This window comes from Streptomyces sp. NPDC055506, assembly GCF_053643595.1.
The window spans coordinates 1-17,895 of the sequence record NZ_JBSHKH010000154.1 but is presented as its reverse complement, the minus strand read 5'-3'; the positions used below and the strand labels follow the sequence as shown (position 1 = coordinate 17,895).

Annotated in this window: 16 protein-coding genes; 11 read left to right on the top strand and 5 right to left on the bottom strand. The window is 70.4% G+C overall.

The window, feature by feature from the left end:
- Positions 1-72 precede the first annotated feature (72 nt).
- Positions 73-636 carry a YceI family protein gene (locus ACWIF2_RS35820; RefSeq protein ID WP_454365219.1) on the bottom strand — a complete coding sequence of 188 codons (564 nt, stop codon included), beginning with the start codon at positions 634-636 and terminating at the stop codon, positions 73-75.
- A gap of 101 nt (positions 637-737) precedes the next feature.
- Here ACWIF2_RS35820 and ACWIF2_RS35815 point away from each other — a divergent pair, with 101 nt between their 5' ends.
- Complete coding sequence (locus ACWIF2_RS35815; protein ID WP_454365217.1) at positions 738-1,601, top strand: helix-turn-helix domain-containing protein; 864 nt, start codon at positions 738-740, stop codon at positions 1,599-1,601.
- Position 1,602: 1 nt separating this feature from the next.
- On the opposite strand, the gene ACWIF2_RS35810 is transcribed toward ACWIF2_RS35815, so the two are convergent.
- From ACWIF2_RS35810 to ACWIF2_RS35795, 4 genes are all read right to left on the bottom strand, one after another.
- Positions 1,603-2,511, bottom strand: a complete 909-nt coding sequence (locus ACWIF2_RS35810; RefSeq protein ID WP_454365216.1) for a carbohydrate kinase family protein — start codon at positions 2,509-2,511, stop codon at positions 1,603-1,605.
- Positions 2,512-2,549: 38 nt separating this feature from the next.
- A complete protein-coding gene (locus ACWIF2_RS35805) occupies positions 2,550-3,620 on the bottom strand; it encodes a LacI family DNA-binding transcriptional regulator (protein ID WP_454365214.1) in 1,071 nt (356 codons plus the stop codon).
- Between the two features lie 140 nt (positions 3,621-3,760).
- Complete coding sequence (locus tag ACWIF2_RS35800) at positions 3,761-4,708, bottom strand: hypothetical protein (RefSeq protein ID WP_454365212.1); 948 nt, start codon at positions 4,706-4,708, stop codon at positions 3,761-3,763.
- A 247-nt stretch (positions 4,709-4,955) separates the two neighbouring features.
- A complete protein-coding gene (locus ACWIF2_RS35795; RefSeq protein WP_189730995.1) occupies positions 4,956-5,117 on the bottom strand; it encodes a hypothetical protein in 162 nt (53 codons plus the stop codon).
- A 256-nt stretch (positions 5,118-5,373) separates the two neighbouring features.
- Here ACWIF2_RS35795 and uvrC point away from each other — a divergent pair, with 256 nt between their 5' ends.
- From uvrC to ACWIF2_RS35745, 10 genes are all read left to right on the top strand, one after another.
- Positions 5,374-7,473, top strand: a complete 2,100-nt coding sequence (gene uvrC / locus ACWIF2_RS35790; protein WP_454365210.1) for an excinuclease ABC subunit UvrC — start codon at positions 5,374-5,376, stop codon at positions 7,471-7,473.
- Positions 7,470-8,429: an RNase adapter RapZ gene (gene rapZ / locus ACWIF2_RS35785; protein ID WP_454365208.1), complete on the top strand. Its 960-nt coding sequence runs from the start codon at positions 7,470-7,472 to the stop codon at positions 8,427-8,429. The genes uvrC and rapZ overlap by 4 nt, the downstream gene beginning before the upstream one ends.
- Entirely contained in the window at positions 8,426-9,505 is a 1,080-nt protein-coding gene (locus ACWIF2_RS35780) for a gluconeogenesis factor YvcK family protein (RefSeq protein ID WP_454365206.1), read from the top strand. The genes rapZ and ACWIF2_RS35780 overlap by 4 nt, the downstream gene beginning before the upstream one ends.
- Positions 9,496-10,485: a DNA-binding protein WhiA gene (gene whiA / locus ACWIF2_RS35775; protein ID WP_382498783.1), complete on the top strand. Its 990-nt coding sequence runs from the start codon at positions 9,496-9,498 to the stop codon at positions 10,483-10,485. The genes ACWIF2_RS35780 and whiA overlap by 10 nt, the downstream gene beginning before the upstream one ends.
- 152 nt (positions 10,486-10,637) lie before the next feature.
- Positions 10,638-13,592 carry a M14 family zinc carboxypeptidase gene (locus ACWIF2_RS35770; protein WP_454365204.1) on the top strand — a complete coding sequence of 985 codons (2,955 nt, stop codon included), beginning with the start codon at positions 10,638-10,640 and terminating at the stop codon, positions 13,590-13,592.
- 251 nt (positions 13,593-13,843) lie between these two features.
- Positions 13,844-14,854, top strand: a complete 1,011-nt coding sequence (gene gap / locus ACWIF2_RS35765) for a type I glyceraldehyde-3-phosphate dehydrogenase (RefSeq protein ID WP_454365202.1) — start codon at positions 13,844-13,846, stop codon at positions 14,852-14,854.
- A gap of 142 nt (positions 14,855-14,996) precedes the next feature.
- Complete coding sequence (locus ACWIF2_RS35760) at positions 14,997-16,208, top strand: phosphoglycerate kinase (RefSeq protein ID WP_454365200.1); 1,212 nt, start codon at positions 14,997-14,999, stop codon at positions 16,206-16,208.
- Positions 16,209-16,213: 5 nt separating this feature from the next.
- Positions 16,214-16,990, top strand: a complete 777-nt coding sequence (gene tpiA, locus ACWIF2_RS35755) for a triose-phosphate isomerase (protein ID WP_454365198.1) — start codon at positions 16,214-16,216, stop codon at positions 16,988-16,990.
- Between the two features lie 102 nt (positions 16,991-17,092).
- Positions 17,093-17,323, top strand: a complete 231-nt coding sequence (secG, locus tag ACWIF2_RS35750) for a preprotein translocase subunit SecG (protein WP_184596855.1) — start codon at positions 17,093-17,095, stop codon at positions 17,321-17,323.
- 208 nt (positions 17,324-17,531) lie between these two features.
- Positions 17,532-17,867 (top strand): RNA polymerase-binding protein RbpA, encoded by a 336-nt coding sequence (locus ACWIF2_RS35745; RefSeq protein WP_003976875.1) that lies wholly within the window; start codon positions 17,532-17,534, stop codon positions 17,865-17,867.
- Positions 17,868-17,895: the final 28 nt, after the last annotated feature.

Genomic DNA, 17,895 nt, shown 5'->3' with positions numbered 1-17,895 from the left:
ACCACGGAGACTCCCGTGGTGCACGGCGCGTTGGCATATCGCGCGTCGGCATATCGCGCGTCCGCGTGCCGATCAGTCGTTCTTCGGCTCCACGAACTGCATGTCGAGCTGGATCTTCACCACTTCCCCGAGCACACCGGGAGCGAAGTCGAACCCGAACTCGCTGCGCCGGATCTCGCCCGTCGCCTCGAACCCGGCGTGCCGGCTGCCGTCCATGGGCACCTCGACCAGACCGCCGAACTCCACGGCGAGCGCCACCGGCCGGGTCACCTCGCCGATCGTCAGCTCACCCTCCATCGTCCAGTCCTCACCCTCACCCGACACCCGCGTCGATCGGTACGTCATCGTCGGGCGCTTCTCGACGTCGAGCAGGTCGGAGGCGCGGACGTGCGCGTCCCGGTCGGCGTTGCCGGTGTCGATCGAGGCCAGGTCGACGGTCGCGGAGACCCGCACGTCCTCGACCTGTTCTCCGACATACAGTTCGGCCTCCAACCGCTCGAAGCGTCCCCGTACCTTGGCGATGCCCAGATGACGGATGGTGAAGTTCACGGAGGAGTGGAACGGGTCCAGGGCCCAGTTGCCCGGAGCCAGCGGCAGGACGGTGGCGGAAGCGGCGGCGGCGATGTCATTCGTCATGTGCTCCACCCTGAGGGCCGCGCGGCCCAAGAGGGAGACCGTCCGGAGCCTGGTAGTGGCAGGGCCACGATCCGCGCCCGCGAGCGTTGTACGTTCGGCGGGTGAGCGACAACGAGTTGGGCACGTTCCTGCGCACCTGGCGTGAAGCCGTCAGCCCCGCCGAGGCGGGCCTGCCCACGGGGCCCCGGCGCCGCACCCCGGGCCTGCGACGCGCCGAACTGGCCACGCTCGCCGGTATCAGCGTCGAGTACCTCACCCGGCTGGAACAGGGACGTGACCGCAATCCCTCCGCCCAGGTGCTCGGTGCCCTCGCCGACGCCCTGCACCTGTCGCTCAACGACCGGATGCTGTTGCGGCGCCTGACCAAGGAGGCGAACGGCGGCGATCCGCTGGTCTGCGCGGCGGCCCCTTCGCTCGGCTACACGGCACGCCCCACCGTCCGGTCGGTGCTCGACCGCCTGGAGCCGGCCCCCGCGCTGGTGGTCAACTGGATCGGCGACATCCTCGCCCACACCGCGGGCTACGAGCGGCTGGCCGGCCCCATCGGCCTGCTCGACGACGAGCGGCCCAACCTGCTCCGGTACCTGTTCACCGACGAGCGGGCCCGCAGCGCCTACCGCGACTGGGACCGGGTGGCCGACGACCTCGTCGCCCGGCTCCGGCACGGGGTCCCGCTCCGGGATCCTCACGTCGCCGAACTGGCCGACGAGCTGACGGTGACCGCGGGGGCGGACTTCGCCGACCGGTTCGCGGACCTGGCCCTGGCACCGCGGCGGACGGGATCCCAGCGCATCGAGCACCCGGAGGCCGGATCGCTGCGACTGCTGCACGAGACACTCGTGCTGCCCGACGAGGGCCAGCGCGTGATCGTCCACCTGCCCGCCGACGAGGCCACGGCCGCCGCCCTGGACCGCCTCGACGGCCGCCGCCCCGGCGCGCTGCGGGCCGTGGGAGAAGCCGGCTGATTCAGCCTTCCAGTTCGTGCGCGTACGGCGGTTCCGCACCCGCCCGTGAGCAGGTGACCGCCGCCGCGCGAGCCGCGAATCGCAGGAGTTCCGTCCAGCCGTCTGACCCCAGCGTTTCCAGGGCCCGCTCGCTCAGCGCATCGCGCACCGCGAGCCCGTGCAGCAGCGCCGCGTTGACCGTGTCGCCCGCGCCGATCGTGTCCACCACCTCCACCCGCTCGCCCGGTACGGAGTACTCGCCGCCGTCGGCGGTGAAGACGGTCAGCCCGTCGCCGCCCCGGGTGATCACGACCGCTGACGGGCCGGCCGCCAGCCATTCCTGGGGCGTGCCGCCGAGCCACTGGGCGTCCTCGGCGGACAGCTTCAGCAGCGACACCGACGGCAGCCAGCTCTTGAACCGCGCCCGGTAGGCGTCCGCGTCCGGGATCAGCCCGGCCCTGATGTTCGGGTCCAGCGCGGTGAACACGCCCTGCGCCGCCGCCGATCGCATCAGTTCCTCGTACGCGCTCGCCCCCGGCTCCAGCACCAGCGAACAGGTGCCGAAGGAGACCGCACGGGTGCCCGAGGGCAGTGCGGAGGGCGCCGCGAACAGCCGGTCCGCCGTCCCGTCCACATAGAAGGAGTAGGCCGCCGAGCCGTCCACGCCGACGGTGGCGACGGCGAGGGTCGTCGGCTCGGCCCCGCGCTGCACCGACGACACGTCGACCCCGGTCTCGCGCAGCCGGTCCAGCAGCGCCTCCCCGAAGGCGTCGTACGACACCCGTGAGCAGAAGGCGGCGGGGGAGCCGAGGCGGCCCAGCGCCACGGCCGTGTTGTACGGGCCGCCGCCGAGCGCGGGCTGCAGCGCCGCCAGGGCACCCGTGCCCCGCGGTACCAGGTCGATCAGTGCCTCACCGGCGACGACGATCATGCGACGGTTCCTCTCTCGGACTGCACGGACTACTGGGGCTACTGGGGCAGCCGGGCCTGCTGAGGCCGCTCGGGGTGTTCGGGTCGCGTGGGCTCCTCCGGGCAGCCGCACGAGGTGCGGTGGACGAAGGCGGAGGGGAGGCGCACCGTCCGCGCCGGCCGGTCCGGCTCGGCGAGACGCTCCAGGAGCACGTGGACGGCCCGGGCGCCGATGTCCTTGCTGGGCTGCGCGATCGCGGTGAGCCGGGGCGAGAACAGATCGGCCCAGGCGAAGTCGTCGAAGCAGCACAGCGCGATGTCGCCCGGTACGGACAGGCCGCGGGCGCGCAGGGCACGCAGCGCCCCGATGGTCATGGCGTTGTTGCCGGTGACGAGCGCGGTGGGCGGTACGGCGAGGGACAACAGGGCCGCGGTCGCCTGTTCGCCACCGTCCGAATCCGAGTCGCCGTGCACCAGGAGCCGTTCGTCGTACGGCAGTCCAGCGAAGGCGAGACCGCTGCGGTAGCCGGTGATCCGCTCGCTCGTGGTGCTGAGCCCCGGCCGCCCCGCCACCAGGCCGATCCGCCGGTGGCCGAGGCCGGCGAGATGGGTGACCAGCCGGGACGTCGGTTCGGCGCTGTCGGCGCACACCTGGTCGAATCGCGGACCACCGTCGCCCGCCGGGGTCACCAGCCGGTCGAGGAACACCGCCGGTACGTCGTGCCGCTCCAGGTAGGCGAGCAGCCCGCGCGGGTCCGCCGAGGGTGCGACGATCATGCCGTCCACCCGGCGCTCGTGCAGCAGCTGGACGACCTTGCGCTCGTGCTCCGGGTCGTCGTGCGGATCGGCGATCAGCAGGCTGTAGCCGTGTTCCAGGGCACTCGCCTCGACTCCCTGGAGGATCTCCGTGAAGTACGGGTTGCTGATCGCCGATACCGCCAGCCCGATGGAACGGGTGCGGGACGTCACCAGGGAGCGGGCCAGCGTGTTCGTGGTGTAGCCGAGCTCCTCCACGGCGTCCAGGACCGCCTGGCGGGTGTGCGGCAGCACCGGACGGGTGCCGTTCAGTACATGCGAGACGGTCGCCACGGAGACACCGGCGCTCCGCGCGACGTCGGCCATGGTCGCCATGCCGTTCCCTCCTCCGCTCCGGTGGCCCGGCGGGGAACGTATCGCATCCGGCGCCGGACGTAAACGTTTGCGCAAACGTTTACGTCCGACCACACCCTGACCGCGACCACAGGCCGCCGGGCACGGCGACGTCGTGACGCCTACTCCCAGTCCCAGCCGATCCCCAGAAACCCGGCCCGCACGCGCGGCTCGACCACGTGCACCGAGCGGTGCCGTCCGCTCAGCGGCAGCTCCTGGCAGCCGCTGCGCGGCGCCGCCGCCGAGTGCTGGGCGAACCGGTGGCAGCGCACCGGAAGGGCCGCCGCGTCGAAGCACACCTGGAGTGCGTACTGGCCGCCGGGGACGTCGAAGCCGCGGACGTACTCGCGCGACTCGTCCGCCGTCCCGTCCTCGACGCTGTAGCGGAACAGGAACGTGTCCCCGGCCCGCAGCCGGGTGTCGAAGAGCAGCTCGGCGGCGAACACACCGGTGTCGTGGTGCCAACGGACGCGTCCTGTACGGCAGTTCTCCAATGCGTGCACCCTCATGCGCTCGGGCGCTGCTCCCCGGTCGCCGTGGTGGACGGCGACGAAGCGGTCGACGCCGTCCCGGTGGGCGCGCACGATGTGGTGCGACTCGCGCTCGGCCAGTTCGCGCCGCGCCCCGATGCGCAGCCGCTCATGGTGCCCGAGGGTGTGCAGGCCCCCGTCCGGCGGGCAGTCCAGCTCGGCCAGCAACTGGTCCAGGACTCCGGAGGCCTCGACGAGGGAGCGATAGGACCGGGCCGCGGACCGCTGCCCGGCCGGGCCGGCGTCGGACTCGGCGAGCAGCCGGATCAGCGACTCCTCGGGGAGTTCCAGGATCTCTTCCAGCGCACGGACGGCTCGCAGCGACTCGGGGCGCTGCGGACGCCTGGCCCCCTGCTGCCAGTAACTCAGGCTCGTGACACCGACCTTCACGCCGTGGCGGGACAGATGGTGCTGCACGCGTTGCAGCGGCAGCCCGCGGGCTGCGATCGCCGCACGCAGGGCGACGTGGAAGGGGCCGCCTCGCAGGGCCGAGTCCAGGTCGGCGGTGGCGACGTCCGCGTGCTGTGTGGCGTGCGGCATGCAGGGGCCTCTCTGTGAGTCGGCAACGGCTGGTCAGACCGTTCGCACTGGCCGCCCGGGGCCGTCCTGCCGGCGCACGGCAGGTCTTCACATCCGTACGTCGTCGTTCAGGGTCCCGAGTTCCACCGCATTGAAGCGTGTTGACCTGGTCCCGACAACACCTGATGCCGGACAGTGATGTTCGCCCGGCCGGACATGCGAGCGCCCGGGGCGTACACCCCGGGCGCTCGCGGCAGACGATGAGCTTCTAGGAGCGGTCGCTTCCGCCCTGTTCCTCGAGGGCCAGACGCTTGGCCCGCACTATGTCGGGGTCGCGCGGGTCCAGGGCGTCGCGCAGAGCGAACGCCTCGTCCGCGTACCGGCGGGCCCGGACCGTCCGCCGGGTCTTCTCGATCCGCATCTGCTTCATCTGCGCAGCCCTCCGAGCCGTGGCCCGCCCGCTCCGCGTGGGAAGCGGCCGGTCCGCACTGACAACCTGTGCCTGCACCGACACGGCCCTCGTCCGCCGGACGTCGCCGTGTCCCCGTGGGAAGCCTGCATTCCCGCTACCGGCCTGCCGTAATCCCCGCGGCGGGACATGCCGTTGGAAACTGCCACCCGCCAAGCCCGTGATCGTGTCCCGCGCTCCCGTCGGACTGTCGGTGCTCGCCAGTAGGGTGTGAGACATGGCCGACCCCTCCAGCTACCGCCCCAAACCGGGTGAGATCCCCGATACGCCGGGGGTCTACAGGTTCCGCGACGAGCACCGCCGGGTGATCTACGTCGGAAAGGCGAAAAGCCTGCGCCAGCGCCTGGCGAACTACTTCCAGGACCTGGCGGGAATGCACCCGCGCACCCGGACCATGGTCACCACGGCCGCGTCCGTGGAGTGGACGGTGGTGTCCACAGAGGTCGAGGCGCTCCAGCTGGAGTACTCCTGGATCAAGGAGTACGACCCCCGGTTCAACGTCAAGTACCGCGACGACAAGAGCTACCCGTACCTCGCGGTGACGATGAACGAGGAGTATCCGCGCGTGCAGGTGATGCGCGGTCACAAGAAGAAGGGCGTCCGCTACTTCGGGCCGTACGCGCACGCGTGGGCCATCCGCGACACGGTCGACCTGCTCCTGCGCGTCTTCCCCGTGCGTACGTGCTCGGCCGGTGTCTTCAAGAACGCCGCCCGCACCGGCCGCCCGTGTCTCCTCGGCTACATCGGCAAGTGCTCGGCCCCCTGCGTGGGCCGGGTCTCCGCCGAGGAGCACCGCGAACTGGCCGAAGAGTTCTGCGATTTCATGACCGGCCGGACGAACACATACATCCGCCGGCTGGAGAAGCAGATGGTGGAAGCGGCCGACGAGATGGAGTACGAGCGGGCGGCCCGGCTGCGCGACGACATCGGGGCCCTGAAGAAGGCCATGGAGAAGAACGCGGTCGTGCTCGCCGACGCGACCGACGCCGACCTGATCGCCGTCGCCGAGGACGAGCTGGAGGCGGCCGTCCAGATCTTCCATGTGCGCGGCGGACGCGTGCGCGGTCAGCGCGGCTGGGTCACCGACAAGGTGGAGGAGATCACCACCGGCGCCCTCGTGGAGCACGCCCTGCAGCAGCTCTACGGCGAGGAGACCGGCGACGCCGTCCCCAAGGAGGTCCTGGTCCCGGCCCTGCCCGACCCCGTGGAGCCCGTCCAGGAGTGGCTCACCGGGCGGCGCGGCTCGATCGTCTCGCTGCGCGTCCCGCAGCGCGGCGACAAGAAGGCCCTCATGGAGACGGTGCAGCGCAACGCGCAGCAGGCCCTCGTCCTGCACAAGACCAAGCGCGCCTCCGACCTGACCACGCGCTCGCGTGCCCTGGAGGAGATCGCCGACGCCCTCGACCTGGACAGCGCCCCCCTGCGGATCGAGTGCTACGACATCTCCCACCTCCAGGGCGACGACGTCGTGGCGTCCATGGTCGTCTTCGAGGACGGCCTGGCCCGCAAGAGCGAGTACCGGCGCTTCCAGATCAAGGGCTTCGCCGGGCAGGACGACGTCCGCTCCATGCACGAGGTGATCACCCGCCGCTTCCGGCGCTACCTCGCCGAGAAGGAGAAGACGGGCGAGTGGACCGACGGCGAGAACGCCGAGACTCCTGAGATCGACAGCAACGGCGAGATCGTCGGGACCGGCCCCACCGAGGACGACGGCCGCCCCAAGAAGTTCGCCTACCCGCCCCAGCTCGTGGTCGTCGACGGCGGCGCCCCCCAGGTCGCGGCCGCCCGGCGGGCCCTGGACGAGCTCGGTATCGACGACATCGCCGTGTGCGGGCTCGCCAAGCGCCTGGAGGAGGTCTGGGTGCCCGGTGACGACGACCCGGTGGTCCTGCCCCGCACCAGTGAGGGCCTGTACCTGCTCCAGCGGGTCCGTGACGAGGCCCACCGCTTCGCGATCACCTACCAGCGCGCGAAGCGGGCCAAGCGCTTCCGCTCCAGCCCTCTGGACGACGTGCCGGGACTCGGGGACACGCGGAAGCAGGCACTCCTGAAACACTTCGGTTCGTTGAAGAAATTGCGATCTGCCACCATCGACCAGATCTGCGAGGTTCCCGGCATAGGCCGAAAGACCGCGGAGACCATCGCGGCGGCCCTCGCCCAGGCGGCCCCGGCCGCACCCGCCGTCAACACGGCGACTGGAGAGATCATGGAAGAGGAACCCGGCACGGAAGCCGGCTCGGAACCCGGCACCATGGGTTCCGGTGGGGAGCCCGTGACGACGGGCCCCCCGGACGAACGACGGGGGCAGGAGACATGAATGTGAACGAGCACGACGGGCAAGAACAGCAAGCCGGAGACGGAGCACAGGTGAGCACGGGCACGCCCAACGACAAGGCCCCGGTCCCGGAAGCGGCCATCCCCGAGCTGGTGATCATCTCCGGCATGTCCGGGGCGGGCCGCTCGACGGCCGCGAAGTGCCTGGAGGACCTCGGCTGGTTCGTCGTCGACAACCTGCCGCCCGCGCTGATCCCCACCATGGTGGAGCTCGGCGCCCGCTCCCAGGGCAATGTGGCCCGGATCGCCGTCGTCGTCGACGTCCGCGGCCGCCGCTTCTTCGACAACCTCCGCGAGTCCCTCGCCGACCTGGAGGCGAAGAACGTCACCCGGAGGATCGTCTTCCTGGAGTCCTCCGACGAGGCCCTGGTGCGCCGCTTCGAGTCGGTGCGCCGCCCGCACCCCCTCCAGGGCGACGGCCGGATCGTCGACGGCATCGACGCCGAGCGCGAACTGCTGCGCGAGCTGCGCGGCGACGCCGACCTGGTGATCGACACCTCCAGCCTGAACGTGCACGAGCTGCGCGCCAAGATGGACGCCCAGTTCGCCGGCGAGGAGGAGCCGGAGCTGCGGGCCACGGTGATGTCCTTCGGCTACAAGTACGGCCTGCCGGTCGACGCCGACCTCGTCGTCGACTGCCGCTTCCTGCCGAACCCGCACTGGGTCCCGGAGCTGCGCCCGTACACCGGCCTCAACGAAGAAGTCTCCGGGTACGTCTTCAACCAGCCCGGAGCCAAGGAGTTCCTCGACCGGTACACGGAGCTCCTCCAGCTCGTCGCCACCGGCTACCGCCGTGAGGGCAAGCGCTACGTGACCATCGCCGTCGGCTGCACGGGCGGCAAGCACCGCTCGGTCGCCATGTCGGAGAAGCTCGCCGCCCGGCTCGCGTCCGAGGGCGTGGAGACAGTGGTCGTACACCGGGACATGGGACGCGAATGACACGACGTACTCCGCGGCTGAGCCGGCTGCGCCGGGTGGTGCCCGACGGCTCCACCGAGGCACGGGCCGGCCGGCCCGCCGAGGCCCGGGGCGGCAGACCGCGCCGCCGGGGCACCCAGCCCAAGGTCGTCGCCCTCGGCGGCGGCATGGGTCTGTCCGCCTCGCTGGCCGCACTGCGCCGCATCACCGGTGACCTCACCGCCGTTGTCACCGTGGCCGACGACGGCGGCTCCAGCGGCCGGCTCCGCGACGAGCTGGGCGTGCTGCCGCCCGGCGACCTGCGCAAGGCGCTGGCCGCGCTGTGCGGTGACGACGACTGGGGCCAGACCTGGGCCCGGGTCATCCAGCACCGCTTCCAGTCCCAGGGCGATCTGCACGAGCACGCGGTCGGCAATCTGCTGATCGTCGCCCTCTGGGAGCAGCTCGGCGACCATGTGCAGGCGCTCGACCTGGTCGGACGCCTGCTGGGCGCCCAGGGGCGCGTGCTGCCCATGTCCGCCGTCCCGCTGGAGCTCCAGGCCCTGGTCAAGGGCCACGACCCCGAGCGCCCGGAGGAGGTCGACACGGTCCGCGGCCAGGCCACCGTCGCCCTCACCCCGGGCGAGGTGCAGTCCGTGCACGTCGTGCCGCACGACCCGCCCGCCGTGCCCGAGGCGGTCGAGGCCGTCCTGGACGCGGACTGGGTGGTGCTCGGCCCCGGCTCCTGGTTCTCCTCGGTCATCCCGCATCTGCTCGTGCCGGAGCTGCTGGACGCGCTCACGCAGACCAAGGCACGCCGGGTACTCTCCCTGAACCTCGCCCCGCAGCCCGGAGAAACCGAGGGCTTCTCCCCGCAGCGTCATTTGGAGGTTTTGGGACGACACGCCCCTAAACTCGCCCTGGACGTGGTGCTGGCCGACGAGGCCGCCGTGCCCGACCGCGACTCCCTGACCGATGCCGCCAAGCGGTTCGGAGCCGCGGTCGAGCTGGCGCAGGTGGCCAGACCCGACGGGACCCCGAGGCACGACCCGGAGCTGTTGGCCGCCGCGTACGACCGTATTTTTCGGATGCATGGAAGGATCGGCCCATGGCGATGACGGCAGCGGTGAAGGACGAGATCTCCCGGCTCCCCGTCACCCGGACCTGCTGCAGAAAGGCGGAGGTCTCCGCCATGCTGCGGTTCGCCGGCGGCCTCCACCTGGTGAGCGGTCGGATCGTGATCGAGGCGGAGCTGGACACCGCGATGGCGGCCCGCCGACTGAAGCGGGACATCCTGGAGATCTTCGGCCACAGCTCCGAACTGATCGTGATGGCACCCGGCGGACTGCGCCGCGGTTCCCGCTACGTCGTGCGCGTCATCGCGGGCGGGGACCAGCTGGCCCGCCAGACCGGCCTGGTCGACGGGCGCGGCCGCCCGATCCGCGGCCTGCCCCCGCAGGTGGTCTCGGGGGCCACCTGCGACGCCGAGGCCGCCTGGCGTGGCGCGTTCCTGGCGCACGGCTCGCTCACCGAGCCCGGCCGCTCCTCCTCCCTGGAGGTGACCTGCCCGGGCCCGGAGGCCGCGCTCGCGCTGGTCGGCGCCGCCCGCCGCCTGTCGATCGGGGCCAAGGCGCGCGAGGTGCGCGGCGTGGACCGGGTCGTCGTCCGTGACGGCGATGCCATCGGTGCCCTGCTGACCCGGCTCGGTGCCCACGAGTCGGTGCTGGCCTGGGAGGAGCGCCGGATGCGCCGCGAGGTGCGGGCCACGGCGAACCGGCTCGCCAACTTCGACGACGCCAACCTCCGTCGCTCGGCCCGCGCGGCCGTCGCCGCCGGTGCCCGGGTGCAGCGCGCCCTGGAGATCCTCGCCGACGACGTCCCCGAGCACCTGGCCGCCGCCGGCCGGCTGCGCATGGAGCACAAGCAGGCCTCCCTGGAGGAACTGGGCGCGCTCGCCGACCCGCCGCTGACCAAGGACGCCGTCGCCGGCCGGATCCGCCGCCTGCTGGCCATGGCCGACAAGCGCGCCTCCGACCTCGGCATCCCGGGCACGGAGTCCAACCTCGCGGACGACCTCGCCGACAACCTCGTCGGCTGACCTCACAGGCCGTCAATCAGCCGGTGTCCGGCGCCCACTTGGGTGGTCGGCACCGGCTTTCGCGTGTCGTTCAGGCACTCTTGACTCGATCATGGACTGTCATGAGCCTGGCATCTGTTCGCTGCTGTGGCGAACCCACGCTAGGGGGGTTCATGAGACGAAGAGCGAGATCGATCCTCGCTGTCGGCGCGCTCCTGATCGGCGGAGCGAGCATCGCACCCATCGCCCAGGCACAACCGGGAAGTCCAGCCCCGTCCCACTCGGACGAAGTCAAGGTCTTCCGGGCCGAGGTCACTCAGCAGCAGGTACCCCTGCTGTTGGCGGCCGGCCAGGACGGCCACGAACTCGGCGAGCAGGTGCCCGAGAAGGGCACGGGCACCGTCGAGGTCTATCTCACCGACCAGCAGGCGAAGAAGCTTCGCAAGCAGGGCGTCGACCTCGCCGAACACAAAGTCTCCGTGGGGGCCGAGAAGCGCGTCAAGAACGCCGCCGAGGGCGTGTTCCGCCCGTACAGCGGAGGGGGCGGCCTGAAGGAGGAGATCCTCCGCACCGCGCAGCAGCACCCCGGCATCACCAAGGTCGTCTCCATCGGCAAGACGGTGGGCGGCCAGGACATCCTCGCCCTGAAGCTCACCAAGAACGCGAAGAAGACGAAGGACGGCTCCAAGCCCTCCGTCCTCTACATGTCCAACCAGCACGCGCGCGAGTGGATCACGCCGGAGATGACCCGGCGTCTGATGCACCATTACCTGGACAAGTACAAGACGGACAAGCGCGTCAAGAAGATCGTCGACTCCACCGAGCTGTGGTTCATCCTGTCGGCCAACCCCGACGGCTACGACCACACCTTCAAGAGCGACGACAACCGCATGTGGCGCAAGAACCTGCGGGACGTCAACGGCGACGGCGTCATCAGCACCGGCGACGGCGTCGACCTCAACCGCAACTTCACCTACAAGTGGGGCTACGACGACGAGGGCTCGTCCCCCAACCCCACCAGCGAGACCTACCGCGGCGCGAGCCCGGGCTCCGAGCCGGAGACCAAGGCCCTGGACGCCTTCCAGAAGCGGATCGGCTTCACGTACGGCATCAACTACCACTCCGCCGCCGAACTCATCCTCTACGGAGTCGGCTGGCAGGTGGCCACGGAGACCCCGGACGACGTCCTGTACAAGGCGCTCGCCGGCACGCCCGAGAACCCGGCGGTTCCCGGTTACCACCCGCAGGTCTCGTCCGAGCTGTACACGACGAACGGCGAGGCCGACGGCCACGCGGCGAACGTCAACGGCCTGGCGATGTTCACCCCCGAGATGTCGACCTGCGCGACGGCCTCGAACATCGACCCGAACGACGAGTGGAAGGCGTCCGACTGCCGGTCGGTCTTCACCTTCCCGGACGACGAGAAGCTGATCCAGCAGGAGTTCGCGAAGAACGTCCCGTTCGCGCTCTCCGTCGCCGAGTCGGCCGCCCACCCCGACCGGCCGTCCTCCTCGGTCGGCATGAGCGCCGCCGACTTCACCCCGGCCGCCTTCTCGACGTCGCACTCGCGCGGCGCCGACCAGGAGATCTCCGTCGTCGCACGCAAGTCCGTGCGCGACAAGGAACTCAGATACCGCGTCAACGGCGGCCGCACCGAGGACATGGCGCTCAAGCCCTGGAAGGGCGGCGAGACGTACGGCGGTGAGGACAACCTCTACTTCGACGAGTACCGGGCGAAGGTCAAGGACGGCGACCCGGGCGACAAGGTCGAGGTGTGGTTCACCGGGGAGACGAAGAACGGGAAGCCGGTCTCCAGCAAGCGCTACACCTACACCGTGGCCGAGATCCCCAGGGCGAACACCCTCGTGGTCGCCGAGGAAGGCGCCACCGCCACGCAGGCGCGGAGCTACGTCGACGCGCTCAAGGCCAACGGCCGCAAGGCCGTCGTCTGGGACGTCGCCCAGCAGGGCGCGCCCGACGCGCTCGGCGTGCTGAGCCACTACGACACCGTCGTCCACTACACGGGCGCGGGCACCCCGGGCGTCGCCACCCAGCTCCAGCTGCGGGCCTTCCTCAACGAGGGCGGCCGGCTGATCGAGGGGGGCGAGCAGGCCGGCGGCAGCGTCGACCTCGGCGGCGGCACCCTGTCGAACGACTTCAGCCAGTACTACCTGGGTGCCTACAGCCGCACCTCCACCCCGGGGGCGACCGGCTTCACCGGCTCTGGCGGGCTCGGCGGCTTCACGGGCACGCTCGCCGGCGCCCCCGGCAACCCGCTGGACAAGGCGGGAACCTACGCGGTCACCTCCGGCGAACTGCCCGCCGACACGTACCCGCAGTTCGCGAGCGAGGGCGCGGGACAGTTCGCCGGCACGGTGAACCCGTACGGCCCGTACGCGGGCTCCTCCATGGCGGCGGCCGTCCACACCAACGACGGCTACAAGCGCCTCACCCGCACCGTGGACCTCACCGGCACCACGGCCTCCGACCAGCCCACGCTGCGCACCCAGCTGCTGTGGGACACCGAGCCCGGCTACGACCACGTCCTGGTCGAGGCCCACACCGCCGGCGCCGACGACTGGACGACTCTGCCCGAGGCGGGCGGCGCCACTAAGGCCACCGTGCCGGAGGAGTGCGCGGCCGGCTTCTACGTCAATAAGCACCCCTGGCTGAAGCGGTACCTCACCCTGACCGACGCCGGCTGCACCGCGACCGGCAGCTCCGGCCAGTGGCACAGCCTCACCGGCACCTCCAGCGGCTGGCAGCAGGTGAACTTCGACCTGAGCGCCTACGCCGGCAAGACGGTCGAGCTGTCGATCAGCTACGTCACCGATCCGGGCACCGGCGGGCGCGGCGTCCTCGCCGACGACGCCTCGCTCGTCGTCGGCGGCACGGCGAAGGAGACCGAGGGCTTCGAGACCTCCCTCGGCGCCTGGAAGAAGGCCGGCCCGCCCGCGGGCAGCCCGGCCGTCCTCAAGGACTGGACGCGCACCGGGGCGCTGTTCCAGACATTCGGCGCGGTCACCACGGACGACACCGTGCTGCTGGGCTTCGGCCTGGAACACGTCGCCGCGGCGGCCGACCGGACGGCACTGATGAGGAAGGCGCTCGCCTCCCTGGACGGGTGACCTCTCTTCCCCGGAAAGGGTGACGTCCCTGGTCAACAGGGGCACGCTCCGTGTAGCGAAATCGAGTGATCTTGATCTCAGTGGTGGGTGGTCCGTACCCCTACTGGCGGGTACGGACCGCCCTGCCGTGTATGAGGCATCTGGATGTCACCACCTGGGGCTCAGGGAGGTAGGGTCGTAGGCGGTCGGGGACATCCCAAACAGAGCTCGCCGGCTCTTCATGGCCGGCGTACCAACGAGGAGATCGGTTCGTGACGATCCGCGTAGGCATCAACGGCTTCGGCCGCATCGGCCGCAACTACTTCCGCGCTCTGCTGGAGCAGGGTGCGGACATCGAAATCGTGGCTGTCAACGACCTGGGTGACACCGCGACCACCGCTCATCTGCTCAAGTACGACACCATCCTGGGCCGCCTCAAGGCAGAGGTGTCGCACACCGCAGACACGATCACGGTCGACGGCAAGACCATCAAGGTCCTCTCCGAGCGCAACCCCGCCGACATCCCGTGGGGCGAGCTCGGCGTCGACGTCGTCGTCGAGTCCACCGGCATCTTCACGAAGAAGGCCGACGCCGCGAAGCACCTCGACGGCGGCGCCAAGAAGGTCCTCATCTCGGCTCCGGCCAAGGACGAGGACATCACCATCGTGATGGGCGTCAACCAGGACAAGTACGACCCGGCGAACCACCACGTCATCTCCAACGCCTCCTGCACCACCAACTGTGTGGCGCCGATGGCCAAGGTCCTCGACGAGAACTTCGGCATCGTCAAGGGCCTGATGACGACGGTGCACGCGTACACCAACGACCAGCGCATCCTGGACTTCCCGCACTCGGACCTGCGTCGCGCCCGCGCCGCCGCCGAGAACATCATCCCGACCACCACGGGTGCCGCGAAGGCCACCGCGCTGGTCCTGCCGCAGCTCAAGGGCAAGCTCGACGGCATCGCGATGCGCGTCCCGGTCCCGACCGGCTCGGCCACCGACCTGGTCGTGACGCTCCAGCGCGAGGTCACCAAGGACGAGGTCAACGCCGCGTTCAAGAAGGCGTCCGAGGACGGCGACCTCAAGGGCTACCTGGCGTACACCGAGGACGCGATCGTCTCCTCGGACATCGTCAGCGACCCGGCCTCCTGCACCTTCGACTCCTCCCTGACCATGGTCCAGGAGGGCAACTCGGTGAAGATCCTCGGCTGGTACGACAACGAGTGGGGCTACTCCAACCGCCTCGTCGACCTTACGGTCTTCGTCGGCAACCAGCTCTGATCAACTGAGCAGGCACGACCATGTGAGTGCAGGGCTCGGGCAGCGCGAGGACGCGCTGTCCGAGCCCTGACGCACGTACAGATCAGAGCTGTTCGATCACGAGCGCTTACGAGCGATCACGAGCTCTTTCAGGAGTCCCCTCATGAAGACGATCGACGAACTCCTCGCCGAAGGGGTCGCGGGCAAGCGGGCTTTCGTCCGCGCGGACCTGAACGTGCCGCTGGACGGCACGGCGATCACCGACGACGGCCGTATCCGCGCCGTGCTGCCCACGGTCAAGGCCCTCGCCGAGGCAGGCGCCCGTGTGGTCGTCGCCTCCCACCTGGGCCGCCCCAAGGGCGCCCCGGACCCGGCCTTCTCCCTCGCCCCCGCCGCCGCGCGCCTCGGTGAGCTCCTCGGCGCCGACGTGGCCTTCGCGACCGACACGGTCGGCGAGTCCGCCCAGGCCACAGTCGCCGCCCTGACCGACGGCCAGGTCGCGGTCGTCGAGAACCTGCGCTTCAACGCCGGCGAGACGAGCAAGGACGACGCCGAGCGCGGCGCCTTCGCCGACCGGCTCGCCGCCCTCGCGGACGTCTACGTCGGCGACGGCTTCGGCGCGGTGCACCGCAAGCACGCCTCCGTGTACGACCTCCCGGCGCGCCTGCCGCACTACGCCGGCTACCTCATCGCGAACGAGGTCGGCGTCCTGAAGAAGCTCACCGACGAGGTCGAGCGGCCGTACGTCGTCGTCCTCGGCGGGGCCAAGGTCTCCGACAAGCTCGCCGTCATCGACCAGCTGCTCGGCAAGGCCGACCGCATCCTCATCGGCGGCGGTATGGCCTACACCTTCCTCAAGGCCAAGGGCTACGAGGTCGGCAAGTCCCTCCTTCAGGAGGACCAGATCCCGGCCGTCACCGAGTACATCCAGCGGGCCGAGAAGACCGGCGTCGAGCTGGTCCTGCCGGTGGACGTCCTCGTCGCGAGCGAGTTCCCGGACCTGAAGACCAAGGCCCCGGCCAACCCCACGACGGTCGCCGCGGACGCCATCCCGGCCGACCGACTGGGTCTCGACAACGGGCCCGAGACCTGCAAGCTGTACGCATCCAAGCTCGCCGACGCCGCCACCATCTTCTGGAACGGCCCCATGGGCGTCTTCGAGCACCCCGACTACGCCGAGGGCACCAAGGCGGTCGCCCAGGCACTCGTCGAATCCAAGGGCTTCACCGTGGTCGGCGGTGGCGACTCCGCCGCCGCCGTGCGCATCCTGGGCTTCGACGAGACGGCATTCGGCCACATCTCGACCGGTGGCGGCGCCTCCCTCGAATACCTCGAGGGCAAGACGCTCCCCGGCCTCGCCGCACTGGAGGACTGACCCACATGACCGCGCGCACGCCGCTGATGGCGGGCAACTGGAAGATGAACCTCAACCACCTCGAGGCCATCGCCCACGTCCAGAAGCTCGCCTTCGCCCTGGCCGACAAGGACTACGAGGCCGTCGAGGTCGCCGTCCTGCCGCCCTTCACCGACCTGCGCTCCGTGCAGACCCTGGTCGACGGCGACAAGCTCAAGATCAAGTACGGCGCCCAGGACGTCTCGGCGCACGACGGCGGTGCCTTCACCGGCGAGATCTCCGGCCCCATGCTGGCCAAGCTGAAGTGCTCGTACGTCGCGATCGGCCACAGCGAGCGGCGCCAGTACCACGCCGAGACCGACGAGCTGGTGAACGCCAAGGTCAAGGCCGCCTACAAGCACGGCCTGACCCCCATCCTGTGCGTCGGTGAGGAGCTGGAGGTCCGCGAGGCGGGCAACCACGTCTCCCACACCCTCGCCCAGGTCGAGGGCGGTCTGAAGGACCTCCCCGCCGAGCAGGCCGAGACCGTCGTGATCGCCTACGAGCCCGTCTGGGCCATCGGCACCGGCAAGGTCTGCGGAGCCGGGGACGCCCAGGAGGTCTGCGCGGCGATCCGCGGCAAGATCGCCGAGCTGTACTCGCAGGACCTGGCCGACAAGGTCCGCATCCAGTACGGAGGCTCGGTCAAGGCGGGCAACGTCGCCGAGATCATGGCCCAGGCCGACATCGACGGCGCCCTGGTCGGCGGCGCCTCACTGGACGCCGACGAGTTCGTCAAGATCGTGCGGTTCCGCGACCAGTGAGTATGCGGTAGCGGCGTAACGTCGTACCCTTGCGGGGTCCAGCATGTGTGCTGGGCCCCGCGTCGTCCGTCAGAATCCGAGGAAGTTGGTCCAGCCGTGGTTATGGGGTTCTCGATCGCCCTGATCGTCTTCAGCCTGCTGCTGATGCTGCTGGTGCTGATGCACAAGGGGAAGGGCGGCGGCCTCTCCGACATGTTCGGTGGCGGCATGCAGTCCTCCGTCGGCGGCTCCTCGGTCGCCGAGCGCAACCTCGACCGGATCACCGTCGTGGTCGGTCTGGGCTGGTTCGCGTGCATTGTCGTGCTCGGCATCCTGATGAAGGTGAACAACTGACCGAGACGCAATCCGCACGGAACCCGTACGCAAGGCCCCATGTTCGGTACGCGCAGCTGAGCGCGGCCTATCATGGGGCTTGCGTCTTCGTGTGAGGGTTGTAACTCCAATCACTGGACGCGCGTTGGGCCTTACGTAGACTGAGGCGCTCGCAGCGAAGCGGAACGCCGACTCGCTTCGCGGCACCATCACGCAGGGAGTTACGACCGTGGCAAGTGGCAACGCGATCCGGGGAAGCCGGGTCGGGGCGGGGCCGATGGGCGAGGCCGAGCGCGGCGAGTCCGCGCCGCGGCTGCGCATCTCCTTCTGGTGCTCCAACGGACACGAGACCCAGCCGAGCTTCGCCAGCGACGCGCAGGTGCCCGAAACCTGGGACTGTCCCCGCTGCGGATTCCCGGCAGGCCAGGACCGGGACAACCCCCCGGACCCGCCGCGCACCGAGCCCTACAAGACGCACCTGGCGTATGTGCGGGAGCGCCGCAGCGACGCGGACGGCGAGGCGATCCTTGCCGAGGCGCTCGCCAAACTGCGGGGCGAGATCTAGGAATTGAGACCGGCCGGGCACCAGCCTG